Origin of the sequence: Adhaeribacter aquaticus DSM 16391, assembly GCF_000473365.1 — a bacterium.
Classification (GTDB): Bacteria; Bacteroidota; Bacteroidia; order Cytophagales; family Hymenobacteraceae; genus Adhaeribacter; species Adhaeribacter aquaticus.
In genome coordinates, this window is sequence record NZ_KI421517.1 from 3905783 (window position 1) to 3924920 (window position 19138).

Genomic DNA, 19138 nt, shown 5'->3' on the forward strand with positions numbered 1-19138 from the left:
CAAACTGGAGCTATAATGGCCACAAGTTACAAACTTGCAGCATGTGGGTATGGCAAATACAGTGTTATAAATCCGTAACAAAAGGTGATTTACTTTGATTTGGATTAAAGGAACTGATTTTGAATTTCAATTAAATAAGCAAAAGGAATTTCATTGAGTTGAAGGTAATTAATGTAATCATTTCCTAACCTCGTAATTGATAAATGTTTTTTAAATATAGGTTTAGTGTTATCAACTTCTTCATCTGCCATAAATACATATTCCCTGTAAAGCCCACGTGTAATTAAATCTCTAACTTCAGAAATTACATCAACACGTTTTATAGTGATATCAGGATGATTTTTATCTTCTGGGTAATCTATTTCCGCATCAATCATAAAATCTTTTAATAAATAAATTAAGCAATATTGTCTGAAGGTTAATTCATTTGAGAGTTTTATCAGAAAGTTTGCATAATTCCTGTTGATATTGGAATTGTAAATGATATTGGCATATAAGTAGCCAATATATTGTATTTTTTTTTCTTCAAAGGTTCTTTGGCAAGTCAGAAGGATTCCTTCTAAAACTTCTTCGGCATTTGACCTATCAAATTCTAATTCATTAAAAAAGTCATCATCTCTTATAGTTAGGCCTCTTTCTTGATAAATAGCCATTTTCTCTAAGGCAAAAATATAAGCAGCACCAATCCTTTTTTCTTCTCTAGGGCTAATTAGCCGTTTCGAAATTTCAATACCAAGATTACAAACAACCTTTTTGATTAAAGGTCCTGCCATAGATCCAAAAACTAAACCTGGTGGTCCTGCTATAAAGGATCCTACCATTGCACCACTAGTACTTCCCGCTATATCTGAGCCTACATCAATTAGTTCTTTTAGTACATAAGAATTATCTTCATTCATATTTTAAATAATGTTTACAAATTGTATTCCCATATTAAAATTCAATTTTTGCTATGTGTAAAAAGGCTTATTGCTCTTAGCACTTTTCATCAAGTCAATCTACAGATTGTAATATTATAATAAATTAAAATCTCACCCCAATAATTCCAATAACTCCCGCTTATTCAAAGACTTAAGCAAAGCATTATCCGTCTTAACTACCTCTTTTACCAGCGCTTTCTTACTTTCCTGCAGTTTCTGGATTTTTTCCTCCACGGTATTCGGGCAGATAAGCCGGACGGCCACCACGTGTTTCTCCTGTCCAATGCGGTACACCCGGTCAATGGCCTGGTTTTCGACGGCGGGGTTCCACCATGGGTCTACCAGGTACACGTAATCGGCGCGGGTTAAATTCAAGCCGGTGCCACCCGCTTTTAAGCTTATTAAAAATACCCGTACGGCGGCGTTTTCCTGGAAGGTATTTACCACGGCGGCGCGGTCTTTGGTCTGCCCGGTGAGCATGGTAAATTGGATGCCGCGGGCCAGTAGTTCTTTTTTAATCAGTTCCAGCATGGAAACAAACTGCGAAAACACCAGTATTTTGTGGTGCGGCGCTTTGCTTTCTATTTGCTCCAGCAAAGTATCTATTTTGGCCGAGGGATGGTTTTGGCTATCGCCACCGGATATTAAAGCAGGGGAGTTACAGATCTGGCGCAGACGGGTCAGGCCGCGGAGCACCTGCATGCTGTTGCGGAGCTGTTCGCCTTCGTACTGCGAGGCAACATAATCCCGGATTTCATGCTCATTGTCGTCGTAAATGCGGCGCTGTTCTGGGCCCATTTCGCAATAAATGACCATTTCGGTTTTGTCAGGTAAATCCTGGGCCACCTGGTCTTTGGTGCGGCGCAAAATAAACGGGCTAACCTTGCGCTGCAGTTCGGCGGACCGGCGGCTGTCTTTGAACTTATCAATAGGCGTGGAGTAATGGTTGCGGAAATAGCGTTTACTACCCAGCAAACCAGGGCAGGCAAACGAAAGCTGGCCGTACAAATCATAGGTATTGTTCTCGATGGGTGTACCCGTTAGCACCAGTTTATTCCGGGATTGCAGCAAGCGCACCGCCCGGTACCGTTCTGTTTCCGGGTTTTTTATGTTCTGCGATTCGTCGAGGATAATGTAGTTAAAAATATATGTTCGGAGCAGGGGCGCATCCATCAGCAAAGTGCCGTAAGAGGTCAGCACTATTTCGTACTGGTCTAAATCCTGCAGATTCTTTACCCGATTCTGGCCGTAAATAGTCAGAACTTTCAACGATGGCGCAAACTTAGCAATTTCATCCTGCCAGTTAAACAGCAAGGAAGTAGGCACCACTATCAGGTTGGTGTTTTTCTGTACTTTTTGCCGCTGACTTAATAAAAATGCCAATACCTGAATAGTTTTACCTAAACCCATATCATCGGCAAGGCAGCCGCCAAAGTTAAAATCATCCAGGAAAGTTAGCCAGTTGAGGCCTTGTTTCTGGTAAGGACGCAGGTTCGCGTGTAATTCTATGGGTACTTCAGCTTCGGGTAAAGCTTTAAAATTCGCCAGTCTTTGGCGATACAAGCTTAGCTCGGTTTGTACTTCCTGGCTTAGTACCTCGTCTTCGTACAGCTCATTTATAACCGAATAATTTACTTTGGCCGTCCGGATTTTATCTCCTACCACTTCGCCGGCCCCAAAATAGCGGGTAAACTTTTGCAGCCATTCTTCGGGCAAAATGCCTTGGGTGCCGTCACCGAGTTCTACAAAGCGGCTTTTGTTCCGGATGGTTTTGTGCAGGTATTTCAGGGGTACTTCTTTGTTGCCGAATTTTACTTTTACCGTCGTGTCAAACCAGTTAATGCCGCTCGTAACCTGTATGTTTATTTTAGCTTTGTGCGGATTAAGGTTATTGTTTTTAAGTTCTTTGAAGCCCAAAATGGTAATACCCCGGTTGCGCCAGGCATCAAAAGCATCCAGAAACCAGCCATCTTCTAAAAAGCGGCTGCGGTGCAGGTAAAAGTTTTCGCCTTGCAGTTGTTCGGCAAAAAACGGGTGTTCCCGCAGAATAGCGGCAATCAGGCTGTCCTCGGCTTCTTCGTCGCGGGCCAATGTAAAGGCTTTGCCGCGGGAGTCGGTGCCGTAAATTTGTTTACGCGTCATTACGGGTATTTCCAAAGGCCCGTATTTTATAACCGGCGTCAGCAAAATAAAATCTTCCGATTCCGATAAATAAATCAGCTCTTCGCGGCTTGTATCCAGTTTAAATTCGGCAATTTGTTTAGGGGTGGCCGGTTTTATGTAGGTATAATTTATCCTGATCTTGCTTTCCAGGTTAGCCAGAATGCTTTCCCGGAAATCGTTAAACTTACTTTCGGGCACCAGTATTTTGTGGTCGTACTTCCGGAAGAATTGAATTACCCGCAGCACATCGGGGTTGTGCATAAAATACAAGCTGGTTTTGTGCTGAATAAAATACCCGTGTTTTACCTGCAATTTCTGCAAATCGTAAGTCTGGTCCTGCAGGATAATGTTACCGGTAATTTCATAAAACTGGTCTTTTACCACTACATCCAGCACCATATTTACCGGCATATCTTGCACCTGTACCAGCTCTAACGTGCTAGCTGAAACGGAACTATTTGCTTTTATACTGGGCTGGTAAAAAGATAACTGCAGCGGGTTTTTTACCAATGCTTTCAAAGCTTCGTAATCGGCTTCACCGGGTTCCTGGTTGTAATTATTCTGGAATTTGGCTACCGCTGCGTAGAACTTCATTTCTTCGGGTTTATCGGTTAACCAGATTAAATCGGTAGGGAATATGCTTTTTAAGGGATTCTTTAGTTTACCCGCCTGGGTTACCTTTGCCTGATAGAGCTCCAGGTACAAATGCTTGTAATATTTATGCTCGCCCAATACCACCACCAACTGGGTTTTCTCCGGCTCTTCGGGGTTGGCTTTGGGATTAGGAAGTTTGGTTTTGGGTAAGAGTTGCTCTTTTAAATCCTGGGCCGTTTTCTCATTAAACAAGAGCAGTTCTTTTTGCTTGGGTTTTACCGTCAGGCGTTTGTTCTCATACTCCAATTCAAAATACCGCTCCAGGTTGTCGGTTTTAGAAAGGCCGTAATCTTTGGCTACCGGTTCTATTTTCTCGAGCCGCAGCTTCTCGTCAAAAAATACCCGAAACTCAGCCCGCAGCAATATGGCCTGCAGCACCTGCACCATGTGCGAACACAAATTAGTTTTGGGCACACCACAGGCACAGGATAACCGAATGGCTTGGTTGCCCTGGATTATGGCTACCCCCGGAAAACGGTCTGGCCCGACCGCACTGGCAAACGCACCGGCATTTACTTCCAAAAAGGTGGGGTACAAATCGTAGGATGACCCCATAATGCCAACTGATCCGGTAGCGCTATGTTGAGTTAGGTGGGTATACGTAAGATCCGGTATGGCTATGCCCTCCAGTACATAATCTGTGGGGTGCACCTTACTTATTTTTGATTGCTCTATTTCAGTATTTTTTTCCGGCATTTAACCTTTTTCTTCCTGCTCAGAAAGTTAAGCAGAATCTTCTGGTTTATCTGCTTTCCGGTTTAAGTAGAGATGAATGAAAAGGTTTAAAATAAAATATAAAACTTTATAATCAGATAATTAGCATTGTATTTATGAAGTATTGGTTTTATTACAATATAAGGTTTTTCAACATTTTATAGGAGTAGATTAGGAGGAGTATTATTTGCTAAACCCTCATAATACTTAAAATGTAAATACTAAAAGTGTCATTCCGAGCATGTCGAGGAATCTAAGTATTACCGCCAATAGTGGTATGATTTAGATCCTTCGACAAGCTCAGGATGACCAATAAGTAGTGCAGAGAGCAAAGTAAAAAAGAGTTTCACTAGTTTGAACAGGGTGGGCCTTTTGAGGTTGTGGTGTTGCGCAGCAACATTCCGCAGCGGAGCAAGGAAAACATTCCGAAGGCAGCCCACCCTATTCAGACGGGGCCTCGCGGCCGTGAGCCTACTTAGGCAGAAATAACCCTTAGCACCAATGCATTGAAAGAGGTATTCTTTCAAAAATAGCCCGTAGCCTTTCTAATGGACTCCTGTAACTTATGAAATTTATCATCCTGATTCCTTAAGTTTGCATTAAAAAGCAGCAAAAACGTGCAGGAAGAGCAGAAGCAGGTATTAACCCCGGAGATACCAGAAAGGCAGGAAAGATTAGTCTTTTTTGCTTTACCCTTTAAAAAACTCAAACTCAAATACCCCTGGCAGAACCGGGTTATATTTTTTGACCCAACCGAAATTTACAGGCGGTTGCCTATTAACCTTTACCAACGGCTGCAAACCCACATGGCATTTAAAGACATGTTCCCGGACCGCAAAGATGGCTTTTGCTCCTGTGGTTGCGGCGAACCCCTTAGTGGCCGGCGCAGGCGTTGGGTGTCTGACGATTGTTCTAAATTTGCATTGGCGGTTTGGGGTATTATTGATGGGCAGGTAGGGCATATTGAATATTACGTAGCTAAATATAACCAGCGGGTATGTGCTATTTGCCGGGCCCGTCGCGATTTAAAAGTAGATCATATAGTACCGGTTAAGCACGGGGGAGGCGGTTGCTGGCTTTCTAATTTTCAATTGTTGTGCCACACCTGCCATGTAAGCAAAACCAACAAAGATTTTGGGTGGAAGCAAAAAAAGGCTGAAAAACCTATTAAAGTTAAAACTTAAAAAGAGCCTCATCTGCTGCTCTTTTTAAGTTTTAATGATAGATACTTGAAAGAAGTTAAGAAGTAAAAAGCGTTTAGACCTTTTTACTATAACTGGGTAAAGACATGGCCGCCATCATTAAACCGCGGGTAAAGGCGACGTTAAATACATCGCCCGCATATCCACCTCCGCCGCCGCCACCAGCTACGCCACCGCCTTTTATGCCACCCCGTTCCAGGTCGTAATCTAGGATATGGGGGTGCTCGGGCAGCAAGCCGCGGTTATAGCCGTTTCGCAGTACCTCCTGCATTACGGCAAATAAATTAGCCTGTCCTTCGTCTATAAAGCATTCAACATATTTGTCGTAATCTTTATCGACGGTTACATTACGGTAGTGCATGTGGTTAATGCGGTCGCGGGAAGCGAAGTAGCGGCAAACTTCTACCGGATCTTCACCCATTTCACGGGTTACTCCTGGGTCGTAGGTAATGCCGTTGGCGGGACTATCCACTATTGAAATCAGGCGTTTCCAACCCGCGAGGTTAGCCATAATCTGGTCGGAGCCATGGGCTACCTGAGCTACCGGGTCGTTAGGGTGCAGAGCCATACGCACACCGGCTTTTTCGGCAGCTGGAATAACGGCTTTTAAAAAATACGTAAGGTTGGCCCAAATTTCATTTGCTTTGTGGGTACCTATTTCGGGTTTGGCAGGCAAATCTTTCACCCGACTGTAGTCGTAGCCGGTAACGCCGGAGCCACCCCGTCCTTCCATTTCATAGTACCCTTCGTCCAGCCGGTCTACATAAAAGTTGTATTCTACATTTGGCAAGCCGCAGATCCCGGCTACCCGCAAGGATTCTTTAAAATTTAAAATATCTTTATCGCGGCCTTCACGCCCCAATACAATGTTGGAACTTACCGGATGCATCAGGTTGAGCACGGTCAATCCTTGACTTTTTAACCGATCCAGGTGTTTCCGCAAATGCGCCTCTTGCCAAGGGATAGGTCCATTGGCCGGATAAGCACCATTTATATTGGTAACCCCCATTTGTTTAATGCGACGAATGGTTTTCTCGTCGGCATCCAGGGCACAAAACATAAGGATTTTCGGGGTGCTGGCCGTTTCGCTAATAGGCCAGGCCGCTACCGAATTGTTACCCTGATTTCCGGTGGGCTCGTCGTTTTTGCCGGCTGCCTCGGCTGCCTGGCTTGCATCGGTACAGGCATGCAAGCCCACTACAGACAAAGCGGCTAAAGCTGTCCCCTTTTTTATAAAATCGCGTCGGTTTTTTTTCATACAGAATAAGTGGTGGTTAGGGTGGTGGATAAAGTTGAGTTTTTACTTAAACTAATAATTAATTCTTATCTATAAAAACTAAAGAATATTAGATAGTTATATTAAAGGATAAATCAATGTTTAACAATTTTAAGATCTAATTTTTAAAGCTAAAGCAAGTGGAATTATAAAGAACAAGCTTTAACCTCTTAATCAGGTTTATTAAAAATATTGCTTTTTCGGATTAAGGATAGTAATGTCGGTAAAAAATTTGATCCAATGAAACAGCAGCATTTTAAAGCCTTCTTTTAATTTTGCCAGCCAAGCTTTCCCCAAAAAGCAGATTTCAGGAATGAAAGAGGGGGAAGGCTTGATTGAAAATAAAAATAGCATGAGTAATATCGAAAAAATAATTGTAGTTGCTTCTAAAAACCCAGTAAAAGTAGAGGCTGCTCTGACGGGCTTTAGCAAGATTTTCCCGGATTGCTCTTTCCGGGCGGTGCCGGTTTCGGTACCCTCCGATGTGGCCGACCAACCGATGACGGATGCGGAAACGCTAATGGGGGCTACTAACCGGGTAAATCATGCCTTTGCCGCCTATCCGGAGGCGGATTTTTGGATTGGGATTGAGGGAGGCGTTCAATTTGAACAAGATGAATTAGCTGCTTTGGCCTGGGTAGTGGTGCGCTCCGGAACACAATTGGGAAAAGCACGTTCGGGTACCTTCTTTTTACCTAAAGCCATAGCTGACCTGGTAGCCCAGGGGATGGAGTTGGGGCAAGCCAATGATATCGTATTCAGCAAATCAAATTCAAAGCAAAAAAGTGGTGCTATTGGCTTGCTTACCGATAATGCTGTAGATCGCACGCTTCTGGACGAACAGGCCGTGGTACTGGCATTAGTTTCTTTTAAAAACCCGGAGTTGTATAATCAACCAGAAATAGTCCCTTAAATTCATCTGAAAAAATAAAAGCTTTAAGTTCAGTTAACCCTTTATTCTTCCTTCTCGATTTCGTGTTGTTCTACTTTAATAGCATGATCAGCTGGTTCTATTTTACGGTCTTTTTCACGGGAGTACACCTGTGTAAATTCGGCGCCTAACAGAAAAATGATGGAAGAATAATAAACCCAAACCAGTAATAATACTACTGATCCAGCGGCTCCGTAGGTATCGCCTAAGGGCTCGTACTGTAAATAAAAATTTAAGCAAAAGCGCCCTACTACAAAAAGTATGGCCGTAACCAAGGCTCCCACCCATACGTTTGGCCACCGGATGTTTACATCTGGCAGTACTTTGTAAATAGCCGCGAATATGACGGTACTGAGGCCAACCGTGAAAATCTGGTTGCCTATAGTAATTAAGTAAACGGCTATACCGGAAAACTTCTGTCGGATAAAATCATTCAGCAGGCCCAGCATTACCTCGATAGATAAGGATACGAGGAGCAGGAAACCCAGGCTTACCACAAGGGCCAATGATAACAGCCGGCTAACAATAAGTTTCAGCCAACCTTTTTCTGCTTTTGCTTTTACATTCCACATAGCATTCAGGGCGTCTTGTAAAGCCACAAAAACAGTAGTAGCGGTGAAAGCCATGGTGCCTATACCTAAAATGGTACCCCACGTACTGGCCGGCGACAAACTGGCATTTTCAATGATGCTCTGGATTTGTTCCGCTCCGTCCCGGCCAATAATGCCGCTTATCTGGTGTACCAGCTCGCCTCTTACTGCTTCCCGCCCAAAGGCTGCTCCGGCAATCCGGATGAGGATTATTAATACTCCGGGTAGCGAAAAGATGGTGTAAAAGCCAATTATGGCCGCAAAATCTAAGGGCTTATCTTCTGCAAATTCTTTAAAAGTAAGTTTTATTAAGCGTTTGGCAAATGACAATTTATTAATCATGCTTCAGCTAAAGAGCGTTTAATATAGTTACAAAACTATAAAACAGGTAAATTTTAAAGGTACGGTAATATAAAAGCGGGGGTTAGGAAGTCAGGATAGCAGAGAATTTAAGAAGTGCTGGATCGGCTATTTAATAACTGTTTTAAGTAATTTTTAGGTATAGGGCAGAAAGGGATTTATAAGGCAAAATTTAACCTGGTTTTGAGGTAAGAAACGGTTTATAGGCAATAAGTGGGTGTTGTTATTGCTTTTGGGAATTAAATAGCTGAAAAATCATAAATTTTAATTTTTCCCCAGGGCCCGCCCCGGTATTCCCACAACCCAAACCCAACTCCTTCGGCCCGTATTGGCTCGAATGCTGCTGTAAGTTCTTCGTACAACTTATTAGCTATTTCTGGTTCTACTTTATTTTGCACGGTTACATGGGGGCGAAGTCCTTGTTTATCCTGAGGTGTAAGATATGGTTGCCATTGCTTTTGCAAATAAGCATGTAGATTTTTTAGAACAGGGCTTTCTAATTTATAGGCCACCCCCCGTCCAAGTTTTATTACGGAAGTTACTTCCAAAGAAATAACCTTTTGCCTGGCAGCAACTTCCTCCAGGAGCTCTTTCACCGCCGGAACATTAGGTAAATGGTGAAACAAGGTTAAATGAGCATCCAGGTAATTGATTTTCTCAGGAAAATGCTTTTTCCGCAATTGGTTGAAGAAAGCAAAAGCTGCCGGATTAAGTTGGAGGGTCAGAATTAAGGGTGCTGTTTCGGCCATATTTCTTTTTACGGGGAGATACTTATAAAGGTAAAAGCGGGCAGTTGGGGTTGGAGGAATTTTATAACCAGGTACCAGCGGGATGATTTTTTTTGCAATTTTTTAAATTTTTAGATTCTTAAATAGAAAGAAGTAAGAAATTTTGAAAGAAACCCTTAAATTAAAAGCAGAAGCTAATTATACTACCCATGCCAACTCCAGCTGTAAAAGTAAAAGTACCTGTTTTGGAAACTGCGTCTGTAACCACGGATCCTTATATCCTCAACCTGGATAAAATTCAGGACCCACCTAAAAAATTACGGGAGGCTTTGCGGTATTTGGGGCCAGGCTTTGTTATGTCGGCAGCGGTAGTGGGCTCCGGAGAGCTTATAGCTACTACTGCATTAGGCGCCAGAGCCGGGTTTGTTACTTTCTGGCTAATTATGTTGAGTTGTTTGGTTAAGGTAGCTTTGCAATTGGAGTGGGGCAAACACGCTATTTACACCGGCGAAACCACTATGACGGCTCTTAATAAATTACCTGGCAAGAAGTTGGGGAAAGTGAACTGGAGCATCTGGTTATGGCTCTTTATTCAGGTTTTTAAATTTCTGCAAATGGGTGGCATTGTTGGAGGCGTGGCCATTACGTTGCACATGGCGGTTCCAGCAATCCCTATCTCGGTTTGGGCAGTTTTTATGACTTTGGTTACCTCGTTACTGGTTTACAGAGGCTATTACCGGCCCATTGAAAAGCTTTCTTTATTTATGATGCTGTTCTTTACCGTTTTCACTTTCGCCTCGGTTTATGCTTTGCAATTTACGCCTTTTCAAATTTCATGGCCTGAGGTGCAGCAAGGGCTTACTTTTGCTTTGCCTCCGGAAATGGTAATGGTGGCGGTGGCCGCCTTTGGCATAACCGGCGTTGGCGGTGATGAAATAATGTATTATAACTATTGGTGCCTGGAAAAAGGGTATGCAGCTTTTACCGGACCTAAACAAGATTCGCCGGAGTGGGAGAAAAGGGCACGGGGCTGGATCCGGATTATGTACCTGGACGCTTTTCTGGCTATGGTGGTTTATACATTGGTTACGGCAGCCTTTTATATGTTGGGAGCGGCGGTATTGCATCGGCAGGAACTAGTACCGGAAGGTTATGCCGTTATAAAAACACTATCGGAAATGTATACCCAAACTCTGGGCTCCTGGGCCGAAGTGGTATTTATGATTGGAGCTTTCATGGCCTTATATTCTACACTTTTTACAGCAACCGCTAGTTTTTCGCGGATTTTTACGGATGTATTTGCCCAATTAGGTTGGCTCCAATTTTATGATTTTCCGGCCCGGAAGCGGATGCTGGCCTGGTTGGCTTGGGCTTTCCCGGCCTCCTGGTGTGTGTTGTTTCTTTTTATAAAACTGCCGGTAGGCATGATCCTGATTGGTGGCTTTATGACATCTTTTTTGTTGCTGCTGGTAGTGTTTGTAGCGCTCCATTTTCGCTACCGCCGGTTGCCGGCAGCTTTAAAGCCAGGTACTTTTTACGACCTGGCTTTCTGGTTAAGTGCAGGTACCATTTGGGTTATGGCTATTTATGGTATGGTACAGGTTTTAAAAGGATAGCTTTAAATGGTTTAAGACTAAAATATTATATTCCGTTCCAATAGAGGTTATAAAAATTAGTCAAGTTGGTAAAATTGACTTTTATATTTGCAGGTGTGTAAGCTCTGCTGGTGGAGTGAATGTTCAAAACAAATGCGGGAAGTTATAATAATAGGGGCGGGTTTAAGTGGCTTAACGGCGGCATTCCAGTTGCAAAAGGCAGGTATAAAGCCTTTGGTTATAGAAGCAAGAGAACGATTGGGCGGCCGTATTCATACAGTTGCTGCTCCGGGAAGACAAACCCCGGTGGAAATCGGAGCCACCTGGTTTGCAGATAAGCATATTTATTTAATGCAAATCCTTCAGGAACTGGCGCTGCCTTTTTATAAGCAGTATCAAACTGGTATTAGTGTTTTTGAAACAGATATTTTACAGGAGCCCCAATTATTTAAAATACCGGATACCGAAGAGCCTTCCTACCGGCTGACAGGAGGAACTTCGGCCATTATTCAGGCACTGGCAAACCAGGTTGGGTCCAATAACTTTCGGTTGAACACTCCCATCAGCCTGGTAACGGATCACCAGGATTATATAGAGGTAACCAGTACACAGGGGGAAAGCTTTTTCTGTCGGCACCTGGTTAGCACTATCCCTCCATTCTTGCTTAGCTCCGGTTTAAAGTTTAACCCGCCACTTCCGGATGAGTTGATTGCTGTCTTGCAAAATACCCATACCTGGATGGGCGAGTCCATTAAATTTGCTTTGGAATATGAAACGCCTTTTTGGCGCGAAGAAGGTTTTTCCGGCACCTTGTTTAGTCAGGTGGGCATAGCCCCGGAAATGTATGACCATTGTAATCCGGAAGAAACCCATTTTGCTATAAAAGGGTTTCTTACCTCCGCAGCTACAGCTTTATCGAAAGATGAAAGATTAGAAAGTTTACTGGAGCAATTAACCCGGTTATTTGGAAAAAAGGCTACCACCTACCTTTCGTATACCGAAAAGCTTTGGCAAAAGGAGGTATACACTTACCAGGATTATCCCAAATTTGTAATGCCGCATCAAAACAACGGTCATCCCCTTTATAGTAAGGCCTTAATGGGAAATAAGTTATGGTTGGCGGGTACAGAAACCTCTCCTTATTTTGGTGGCTACATGGATGGGGCGGTTTATAGTGGATTAGCTGTTGCGCAAAACATTTTAACTAAAGAATAAGAGGGAGCCTTTTTTATTTTTTTCGTAGCCATTATTTATGGTTGCTAAAGAAATAGTTTGGTTAGTCCCAGTAGCCTTGCCGGTAACAAAAATAACCTGGTGCCAATTACTTTTCTATAAACCAATTAACCGCACTTTTGGGTATATTCTTTGGAATTTCGTGCCGCCCGTTAAATTCCAGGTAATTCACCTGCAGTCCCTGATTCTTCAGTTGAGGTACAATCCGGCGACTGCAAGGATTAATGGGTAAAACCTGATCATCCACCCCATGCGAAATAAATACTGCAGGCTTGCCGGTAGGTTCGGAGGTATAGGCAAAGCCCGGAGAAAAGGCCAGGATGTGGGTAAATAAATCACCATTGGTTAAGCCCAGGCACAAAGCATAAGAGGCGCCATCGGAAAATCCGCCAATTGCCAGGTGCTCCGGATTAATGGTAAATTGTTCGAAGACTAATTTTAAAGCCTGGTCAATAAATAAGACATCGGTGCCAAAGGCTCTATTGGTGATTATGTCCCAGCTTCCTGCCCGGGAAGGAGGAGCCAACAGGATAATATTTCCCTCATCGGCATACTGCCGAAGTAAGGACATGCCATGATCCGCGTTTCCGCCGGCACCGTGCAGCATTAGTGCTAAAGCCGCCGGTTTATCCGGACTATACTGTTGGGGTACATACAAAACAGCATCCTTACCGGTATCCAGGTGCAGGGGCTGTAAGCCTGTTTTAAAGACTGCGTTGGAAATAGTAGATTGTGGCCGGGCGGTTAGACGTCCGGTTCCATATTGATCTCGTTTGCTTACCATCATTGGTTTTTCTCTATTTTCCGGACTCTTTTCCTGAAAAGTACAAGCAGCAGAAAGTATTAACCAAATGGGAAAAATACAGCAGAACCCCCTCTGACCTAACTTCAACCGATCCAGGAAAAAACCTCTTTTGTTTCCTTTTGTGCAACTATTGATTTCCTGCTTTTTTCTCCGGTATACTTTCATCGCTGCCCTTAGGAAAGTTTAGCACTTATTTATACCGGGTAAGGAGGGAATCGTTTTAGGTAACCCAGCATTTACGTATTTATAACCTAGAGGAGCTAAGCATTTTACCCAGGTTTACCTTAGGTGGATAATTAGGTTGGTTCTTTACTATAGATCTTTTTTGCAGTCGAGGTTTAGGATTCTAAATCTGGAGACATGGATTATAGTAAAAAACTGATTGTTATAAAAGAGCCTAAGTTATAGTTACAAAAACAGTTAAAAGGTAATGCCCACCTTAACCTAGGTCATCCAGGTAAGGTTGAATTATTACCGCCCCTTAAATACAAAAAATAAATCAAGAATAAAAATTCTTGCAAAAGAAGCCTCTTATTGTTAAATATACAGTAAATTGAAATTTTCAAATTTAAATGTAGATTAACACTATTTTATTATGGTGTTTACATTAAAATTGGCTAAAAATAAAAATTTAAAACTTTAGCAAAATTTTTACAAAAGGAGTGGTGAAGATTTTAGTTGAATTGTATAATATAAATAATAACCTGCCGGAAAGGGAATGGACAATGAATTATTACAAAAATATTTTAATGGAGCATGTACGCCTGAAGAAGTAGAGGAGGTTCTAAAATGGTTTTCAACCAAGGAATTAAATCAAAAGCAGGAAAAGGTTTTTCAGCAACTATGGCAGGAAACAAACCCCGACCAGGATCTGTCTCAAAATAAACCAGCGTTGGATAAAATTTTGGCTCAGTTAAATAAAAGAATAAGTTCTAAGCCGGAGGAGCAAAAAAATGAGGTAATTTCCACCTTTGAAAAGAATAAAATAAACGGAAGAAAAAAAAGAATTAAGTTCTTGTTAAAGATTTTAATATCTATATTAATGTTTCTGGGGGTGTGTTGGCTAGGGATTTATTTTGATTTTTTGGGGAAGGCATAACAAAGAGCATGTTGCTGCTGCCTGATCGAGGAAAGCAAATTACGGAGACCAGGTCGCAATAAATTCTTTTAATTTACCCTAACTAAATTAGTATCGGTTCCGCTTGGTATTTGGTTGGACTTATCATTTTCAATCCTGAAAAGACGAATTTTATGTGGTTTAAAATTAGCATAACTTTTTTGGTATTTTTTATGGGCATGCAGCTTAGCCAAGCGCAAACGGCTGAAGTAGACTTCATACCTAAAACGTTGATGGATAAGACAGCTTTGGGTTCCGACACGGGCACTAATATTTTAAACCAGACTGTTGAGAGCGGACCGGTTTATACTTATAAGCTTATTCGACGGAAAGAATCTGGCCAGGTGGAGGTACATAAAGAACTGGACGATATTTTTATTGTGCAAAAAGGGCAGGCAACCATTATTTATGGCGGGGAACACAAAGGCGATATAAAAGAAAATGGACCAGAACTGTTAGGTGGTAAAATAGAAGGTGGAACTCAGCAGGTACTTATCTCAGGGGATATTATTATGATTCCGGCCAATATGCCGCACCAACTTATTCTGAAAAAAGGAACAACCTTTGTTTACCTGGTTACAAAAATCAAAGTAAACCGATAAGGCAAAAAGTGCTAATTCACCACAAAACTTAAACTATTTTCCCTTCTTTACCCATGTGCTGGCCTTAATGGGTAGGTTTTATTTTGCCTGAAACCATTTATACATTAGTAAATTTCCTTTTACAGGAGGCTATATTTTTTTAGCTTAGCCCGGATCAGGTGAAGGGCTTTATTTATATGATTTTCTACATTACTGTTGCTGGTATGTAGTTTTTCAGCTATTTCGGCATTACTTAGCCCTTCAAGCCGACTCAAACAAAATACTTCTTTTCGTTTAGGTGGTAAGGCAGCGTATGTTGTCTCTAATAGCTCTTTTAGTTCGTTAAAATTTACATTGTCTTCAATGTAATTCTCCATCAAATTGCCTTTGCCAATAAGGTATTTGGCGTAAGCCGTTTCATAAACCGCATGCTTGGCCTGGTTATATATTAGGTTGCGGACCATGCGGTATAAATACCCCTCCAGGTTTTGCTCAGGATCCAGCATCTGTTTTCTATCCCAGAGTTTTAAAAAAACTTCCTGTACTATTTCTTCAGCGGTTTCTTTTTCCCTAACCAATTTTAGGGCAAAGCTATACAGCTTAGGTGCAAAGCGGTTGTAAATAAGCCCAAATGCCTGCCGGTCTCCCTGCTTTAAGGCCTCAATTTCTTGAACTAAAACTGGATTGTAGACTTGTTGCATTTGCTTAGAGATAGTGGTTAATAATATTAACTAAACAAATTGAATATGTTTGAAATATTCAAAAACATGCTTTTTTATTAACAGGAATATAGTGAAAATAAAATTTAAAACAAATTTTTTGAAAAAATAAAAAAATATGGGGTTGAGGAAGTGGTGCACAAAAGGTATTACTTGTATGGTAAATAAGTGAAGGTAGGAGGATGGAAGGTTGATATCAGGATTTGATTTTATAAAGCTGTTTTTGATTACCACACAAATAAATCTTTCAGTTAACCTTAAACAAAATCCCTATGCAAAACTTTACGCACAAGTTGCAGAAAGCTGTATTGGGTATGTCGTTTATTTCTGCTTTTTCCGTAGCTACAGAAGCTGTGGCCGGGGAGGCAGCAAATAACTACTTACTTAAAAATAGCTCCACCAACAAAGTTAATTTTAATCGTTTTTTAGACTGGCGCCTCACAGGTAGAGTAGTTTCTAATAAAGGCGAGGCCTTGCCAGGTGTAACCGTACTGGTGAAAGGTACCACCATTGGCGCAACTACGGATGCTAATGGTTCTTATACCTTAAACGTACCCGAAAGAGCCGGTACGTTAGTATTCTCTTACATTGGATATACCACGCAGGAGCGGGCTTATTCTGGCGCAGGTACAGTAAATATTACCTTAGCCGATGACTCCAAAGCCCTGGAAGAAGTAGTGGTAACAGCAATGGGTATTAAAAGAGAAGCCCGCAAACTGGGTTATTCTACGGCTACCGTAAGTACCGAAAATTTACAGGCTAACCGGACTACCAACGTTGGAAATAGCTTGGTTGGTAAAGTGGCCGGCTTGCAGGTACAGGCGCCACCCACCGGGGCAGGAGGGTCTTCTAAAATCCGGATCCGGGGTCAGGCTTCTTTTGGCGGCAATAACTCTCCTTTAATTATTGTAAATGGAGTGCCCATTAATAATACGCCAGGCGGAGCCGCCAATGCGGCCAGTGCCAATGAATTTTCCGGTCAGTCCAGAACAGATACCGGAGATGGTTTACAAAGCATCAATCCGGATGATATCGAATCCATGACCGTATTGAAAGGTGCGGCGGCGGCCGCGCTGTACGGTTTCCGGGCGGCTAACGGGGCCATTATTATCACTACAAAAACGGGTAAAGGCCAAGCCGGGGTAGGGATTGAGGTCAATTCCAACTTCCAGGCAGACCAGGCTTTAGACTTTACGGATTTTCAATACGAATATGGGCAGGGGGAATACGGTAAAAGGCCCCAGGTATTAGAAGGAGGTTCCACGGTAGTGGCAGCCCGGGGCACCGGGGGTGGTTCAGGCAGCTGGAGCTTTGGGGAAAAGTTTGATGGCAAACCTACCATTGCTTTTGATGGTCAAGAACATCCTTACCTTCCGCACAAAAACCGCATAAGAGACTTTTACCGGATTGGTACTACCTGGACTAACTCTGTAGCGCTGTCGGGGGGCAATGAAAAAGGTAATTTTCGGATGTCGTTTGCCAATACCGATGCTAATAACATCGTGCCCAATTCCGATTTCCATAAAAAGATTCTGAACTTTGGCATGAATTATAATTTCACCGAGAAGCTATCATCGCAGTTAAATATTAATTATTCGAACGAGTACAATCACAACCCGCCAGTTGTTTCAGAGCAGACCTTTAACGTAAACCAAAGCATTTACACGCTGGCCAACAGCATAGATGTAGCGTGGTTAAAAGCAGCCTGGATTAATACTACCCCTGGCGAAAGTTTTGGTAATGAAATAAACATCGGGCGCTTTACGCCTCGTACCAATCCGTACTGGGTAATAAACAAACGGTTAGAAGAATCGCGTCGCGACCGGATGTTTGGCAATGCTTCGCTGCGGTACCAGTTAATGCCCTGGATGTACGTACAAGGCCGCTTTGGTCAGGATTACTTTAGTAATCCCTATAATGTTAACCGCCCTACCGGCTCAGCCAGTCTGGCAACAGTTGGGCTTGGGTTTAACGGGCAATTTTACCAGAGTGTGAGTACCTTCCGCGAGCGGAACATGGACTTCCTGATTGGGATAAACAAAGAATTTGGGATTTTTGGCATTGATGCTACTTTGGGCGGTAACTCCATGGATCAGAAGTCGGACAGAATTGGTACCAACGTGACCAATTTCTTTGTGCGGGATTTGTACTCCATTAATAACGGGCAGGTAAAAGAACCTAATTATACTTTTTCCCATAAGCGGGTAAATTCTTTATTTGGAACCGTTGATTTTTCTTTCCGCAACTACCTGTTCTTAAACGTAACCGGGCGTAACGATTGGTTTTCTACTTTAAATCCAAATTCAAACAGCTACCTGTACCCATCTGTGAGCACTAGCTTTGTATTTAGCCAAGCCTTTGGCGATTTACCAGCCTGGTTAAACTATGGAAAAGTGCGGGCTGCTTACGCCGAGGTGGGAGGCGATACCGACCCATATACCAACCGGATTTTCTATAACATTAATGCCAACCTTTTTCCCAATGGCAATGTGCCCTTGGGCTATATAAATGGCAATGTGGCGCCTAACCCCAACTTAAGACCACTTAAAGTAAGAGAAAAAGAAGTAGGCCTGGAGTTAAGAACTTTGGATAACCGCATAAACCTGGACATTTCGGCCTATGATAAAAAAACCGTGGATGAAATACTGAATGTGGATGTATCTATTCAATCAGGATTCTCGCAACGTAAAGTAAACGTAGGTAAACTCCAGAACCGGGGTATTGAGATGTTGCTGAGTTTAGAACCAGTGCGGACCGAAAACTTAACCTGGAACATTTCCTTTAACTTTACTTACAACAAAAGCAAAGTACTACAATTAGCCGAAGGCGCCCAGCGGTTTGACACTGGTAATGGCGAATTCATAGGTATTCTTTCGCATGAAGTAGGTAAACCAATGGCATCTTTACGGGGGTTTGATTACAAGCGCAATGCCCAGGGACAAATACTGTTAACCAATGGGGGACGGATTCAGCAGGGGAATATTGTAACATTTGGTAGCGCTATTCCCACGCATACCGGTGGCTGGTTAAACACATTGACCTTCAGAGGCATCCGGGTGTTTACGCAGGTTGATTTTAAAGCCGGTCATAAATTGATATCGAATTCCAACTTTAACTACTACCGCCATGGTTTGCACAAGGCTACCTTAGTAGGCCGGGAAAACGGCGTGGTATTCCCAGGTACCCGGGAGTCGGATAATCAGCAAAATACTACATCCGTAAACGTGCAGGATTTCTATACCGATTATCGGAACACTTTTGTGGCCACTCCTTTTGTTTACAATGCCAGCTTTGTAAGATGGCGAACTGCCTCTATCGGGTATGACTTCTCCCGGTTTGTAAACAAAAGCTTTATTAAAGGTTTAAATGTAAATGCTTTTGTAAACAACGTGCTGGTTATTAAAAAATATGTAGACAACCTGGATCCGGAATCTACTTATTCGGCCTCTGATAACCTGACTGGCTTAGAGTCGCATGCCTTGCCTACTACCCGCAGCTATGGCTTAAACGTGAACATTAAATTGTAATTTATCTCATCTAGCTTTTAATT

At 42.5% G+C, this 19138-nt stretch carries 14 protein-coding genes; 7 read left to right on the forward strand and 7 right to left on the reverse strand.

The features are described from left to right. Positions 1–104: 104 nt before the first annotated feature. Together ADHAQ_RS0119500 and ADHAQ_RS0119505 are read right to left on the reverse strand one after the other, a co-directional pair. Positions 105–899: a hypothetical protein gene (locus tag ADHAQ_RS0119500; RefSeq protein ID WP_026464371.1), complete on the reverse strand. Its 795-nt coding sequence runs from the start codon at positions 897–899 to the stop codon at positions 105–107. Between the two features lie 132 nt (positions 900–1031). Beyond that, positions 1032–4433 (reverse strand): DEAD/DEAH box helicase, encoded by a 3402-nt coding sequence (locus ADHAQ_RS0119505; protein ID WP_051360042.1) that lies wholly within the window; start codon positions 4431–4433, stop codon positions 1032–1034. A gap of 635 nt (positions 4434–5068) precedes the next feature. On the opposite strand from ADHAQ_RS0119505, the gene ADHAQ_RS26365 reads away from it, so the two are divergent. Continuing rightward, positions 5069–5635, forward strand: a complete 567-nt coding sequence (locus tag ADHAQ_RS26365; RefSeq protein ID WP_034256933.1) for an HNH endonuclease — start codon at positions 5069–5071, stop codon at positions 5633–5635. Positions 5636–5708: 73 nt separating this feature from the next. Here the strand turns inward: ADHAQ_RS26365 and ADHAQ_RS26370 are convergent, their stop codons facing one another. Further along, positions 5709–6911 (reverse strand): mannonate dehydratase, encoded by a 1203-nt coding sequence (locus ADHAQ_RS26370; RefSeq protein ID WP_051360043.1) that lies wholly within the window; start codon positions 6909–6911, stop codon positions 5709–5711. A 370-nt stretch (positions 6912–7281) separates the two neighbouring features. Here ADHAQ_RS26370 and yjjX point away from each other — a divergent pair, with 370 nt between their 5' ends. Next, a complete protein-coding gene (gene yjjX / locus ADHAQ_RS0119525) occupies positions 7282–7842 on the forward strand; it encodes an inosine/xanthosine triphosphatase (protein WP_026464373.1) in 561 nt (186 codons plus the stop codon). 41 nt (positions 7843–7883) lie between these two features. Here yjjX and ADHAQ_RS26375 read toward each other — a convergent pair whose 3' ends face one another. Both ADHAQ_RS26375 and ADHAQ_RS0119535 read right to left on the reverse strand, forming a co-directional pair. Beyond that, positions 7884–8792: a YihY/virulence factor BrkB family protein gene (locus ADHAQ_RS26375; RefSeq protein WP_034256934.1), complete on the reverse strand. Its 909-nt coding sequence runs from the start codon at positions 8790–8792 to the stop codon at positions 7884–7886. A 257-nt stretch (positions 8793–9049) separates the two neighbouring features. After that, entirely contained in the window at positions 9050–9559 is a 510-nt protein-coding gene (locus ADHAQ_RS0119535; RefSeq protein ID WP_026464374.1) for a 2'-5' RNA ligase family protein, read from the reverse strand. A gap of 188 nt (positions 9560–9747) precedes the next feature. On the opposite strand from ADHAQ_RS0119535, the gene ADHAQ_RS0119540 reads away from it, so the two are divergent. Both ADHAQ_RS0119540 and ADHAQ_RS0119545 read left to right on the forward strand, forming a co-directional pair. Continuing rightward, positions 9748–11154 (forward strand): Nramp family divalent metal transporter, encoded by a 1407-nt coding sequence (locus ADHAQ_RS0119540; protein ID WP_169728018.1) that lies wholly within the window; start codon positions 9748–9750, stop codon positions 11152–11154. Positions 11155–11286: 132 nt separating this feature from the next. Continuing rightward, the gene (locus tag ADHAQ_RS0119545) at positions 11287–12348 is read left to right on the forward strand and encodes a flavin monoamine oxidase family protein (RefSeq protein WP_026464376.1); all 1062 of its coding nucleotides are present in this window, start codon (positions 11287–11289) and stop codon (positions 12346–12348) included. 106 nt (positions 12349–12454) lie between these two features. Here ADHAQ_RS0119545 and ADHAQ_RS0119550 read toward each other — a convergent pair whose 3' ends face one another. Beyond that, positions 12455–13336 (reverse strand): alpha/beta hydrolase, encoded by an 882-nt coding sequence (locus tag ADHAQ_RS0119550; protein WP_245590642.1) that lies wholly within the window; start codon positions 13334–13336, stop codon positions 12455–12457. A 553-nt stretch (positions 13337–13889) separates the two neighbouring features. Between ADHAQ_RS0119550 and ADHAQ_RS0119555 the strand changes: the two genes are divergently transcribed. Then, complete coding sequence (locus tag ADHAQ_RS0119555; RefSeq protein ID WP_026464378.1) at positions 13890–14270, forward strand: hypothetical protein; 381 nt, start codon at positions 13890–13892, stop codon at positions 14268–14270. Positions 14271–14422: 152 nt separating this feature from the next. Further along, on the forward strand, positions 14423–14890 hold the full coding sequence (locus ADHAQ_RS0119560) for a cupin domain-containing protein (protein WP_026464379.1): 468 nt from the start codon (positions 14423–14425) through the stop codon (positions 14888–14890). Positions 14891–15009: 119 nt separating this feature from the next. Here ADHAQ_RS0119560 and ADHAQ_RS0119565 read toward each other — a convergent pair whose 3' ends face one another. After that, positions 15010–15570 (reverse strand): RNA polymerase sigma-70 factor, encoded by a 561-nt coding sequence (locus ADHAQ_RS0119565; RefSeq protein WP_026464380.1) that lies wholly within the window; start codon positions 15568–15570, stop codon positions 15010–15012. Between the two features lie 290 nt (positions 15571–15860). Here ADHAQ_RS0119565 and ADHAQ_RS26380 point away from each other — a divergent pair, with 290 nt between their 5' ends. Further along, positions 15861–19115: a SusC/RagA family TonB-linked outer membrane protein gene (locus ADHAQ_RS26380; protein ID WP_051360044.1), complete on the forward strand. Its 3255-nt coding sequence runs from the start codon at positions 15861–15863 to the stop codon at positions 19113–19115. Positions 19116–19138 lie beyond the last annotated feature (23 nt).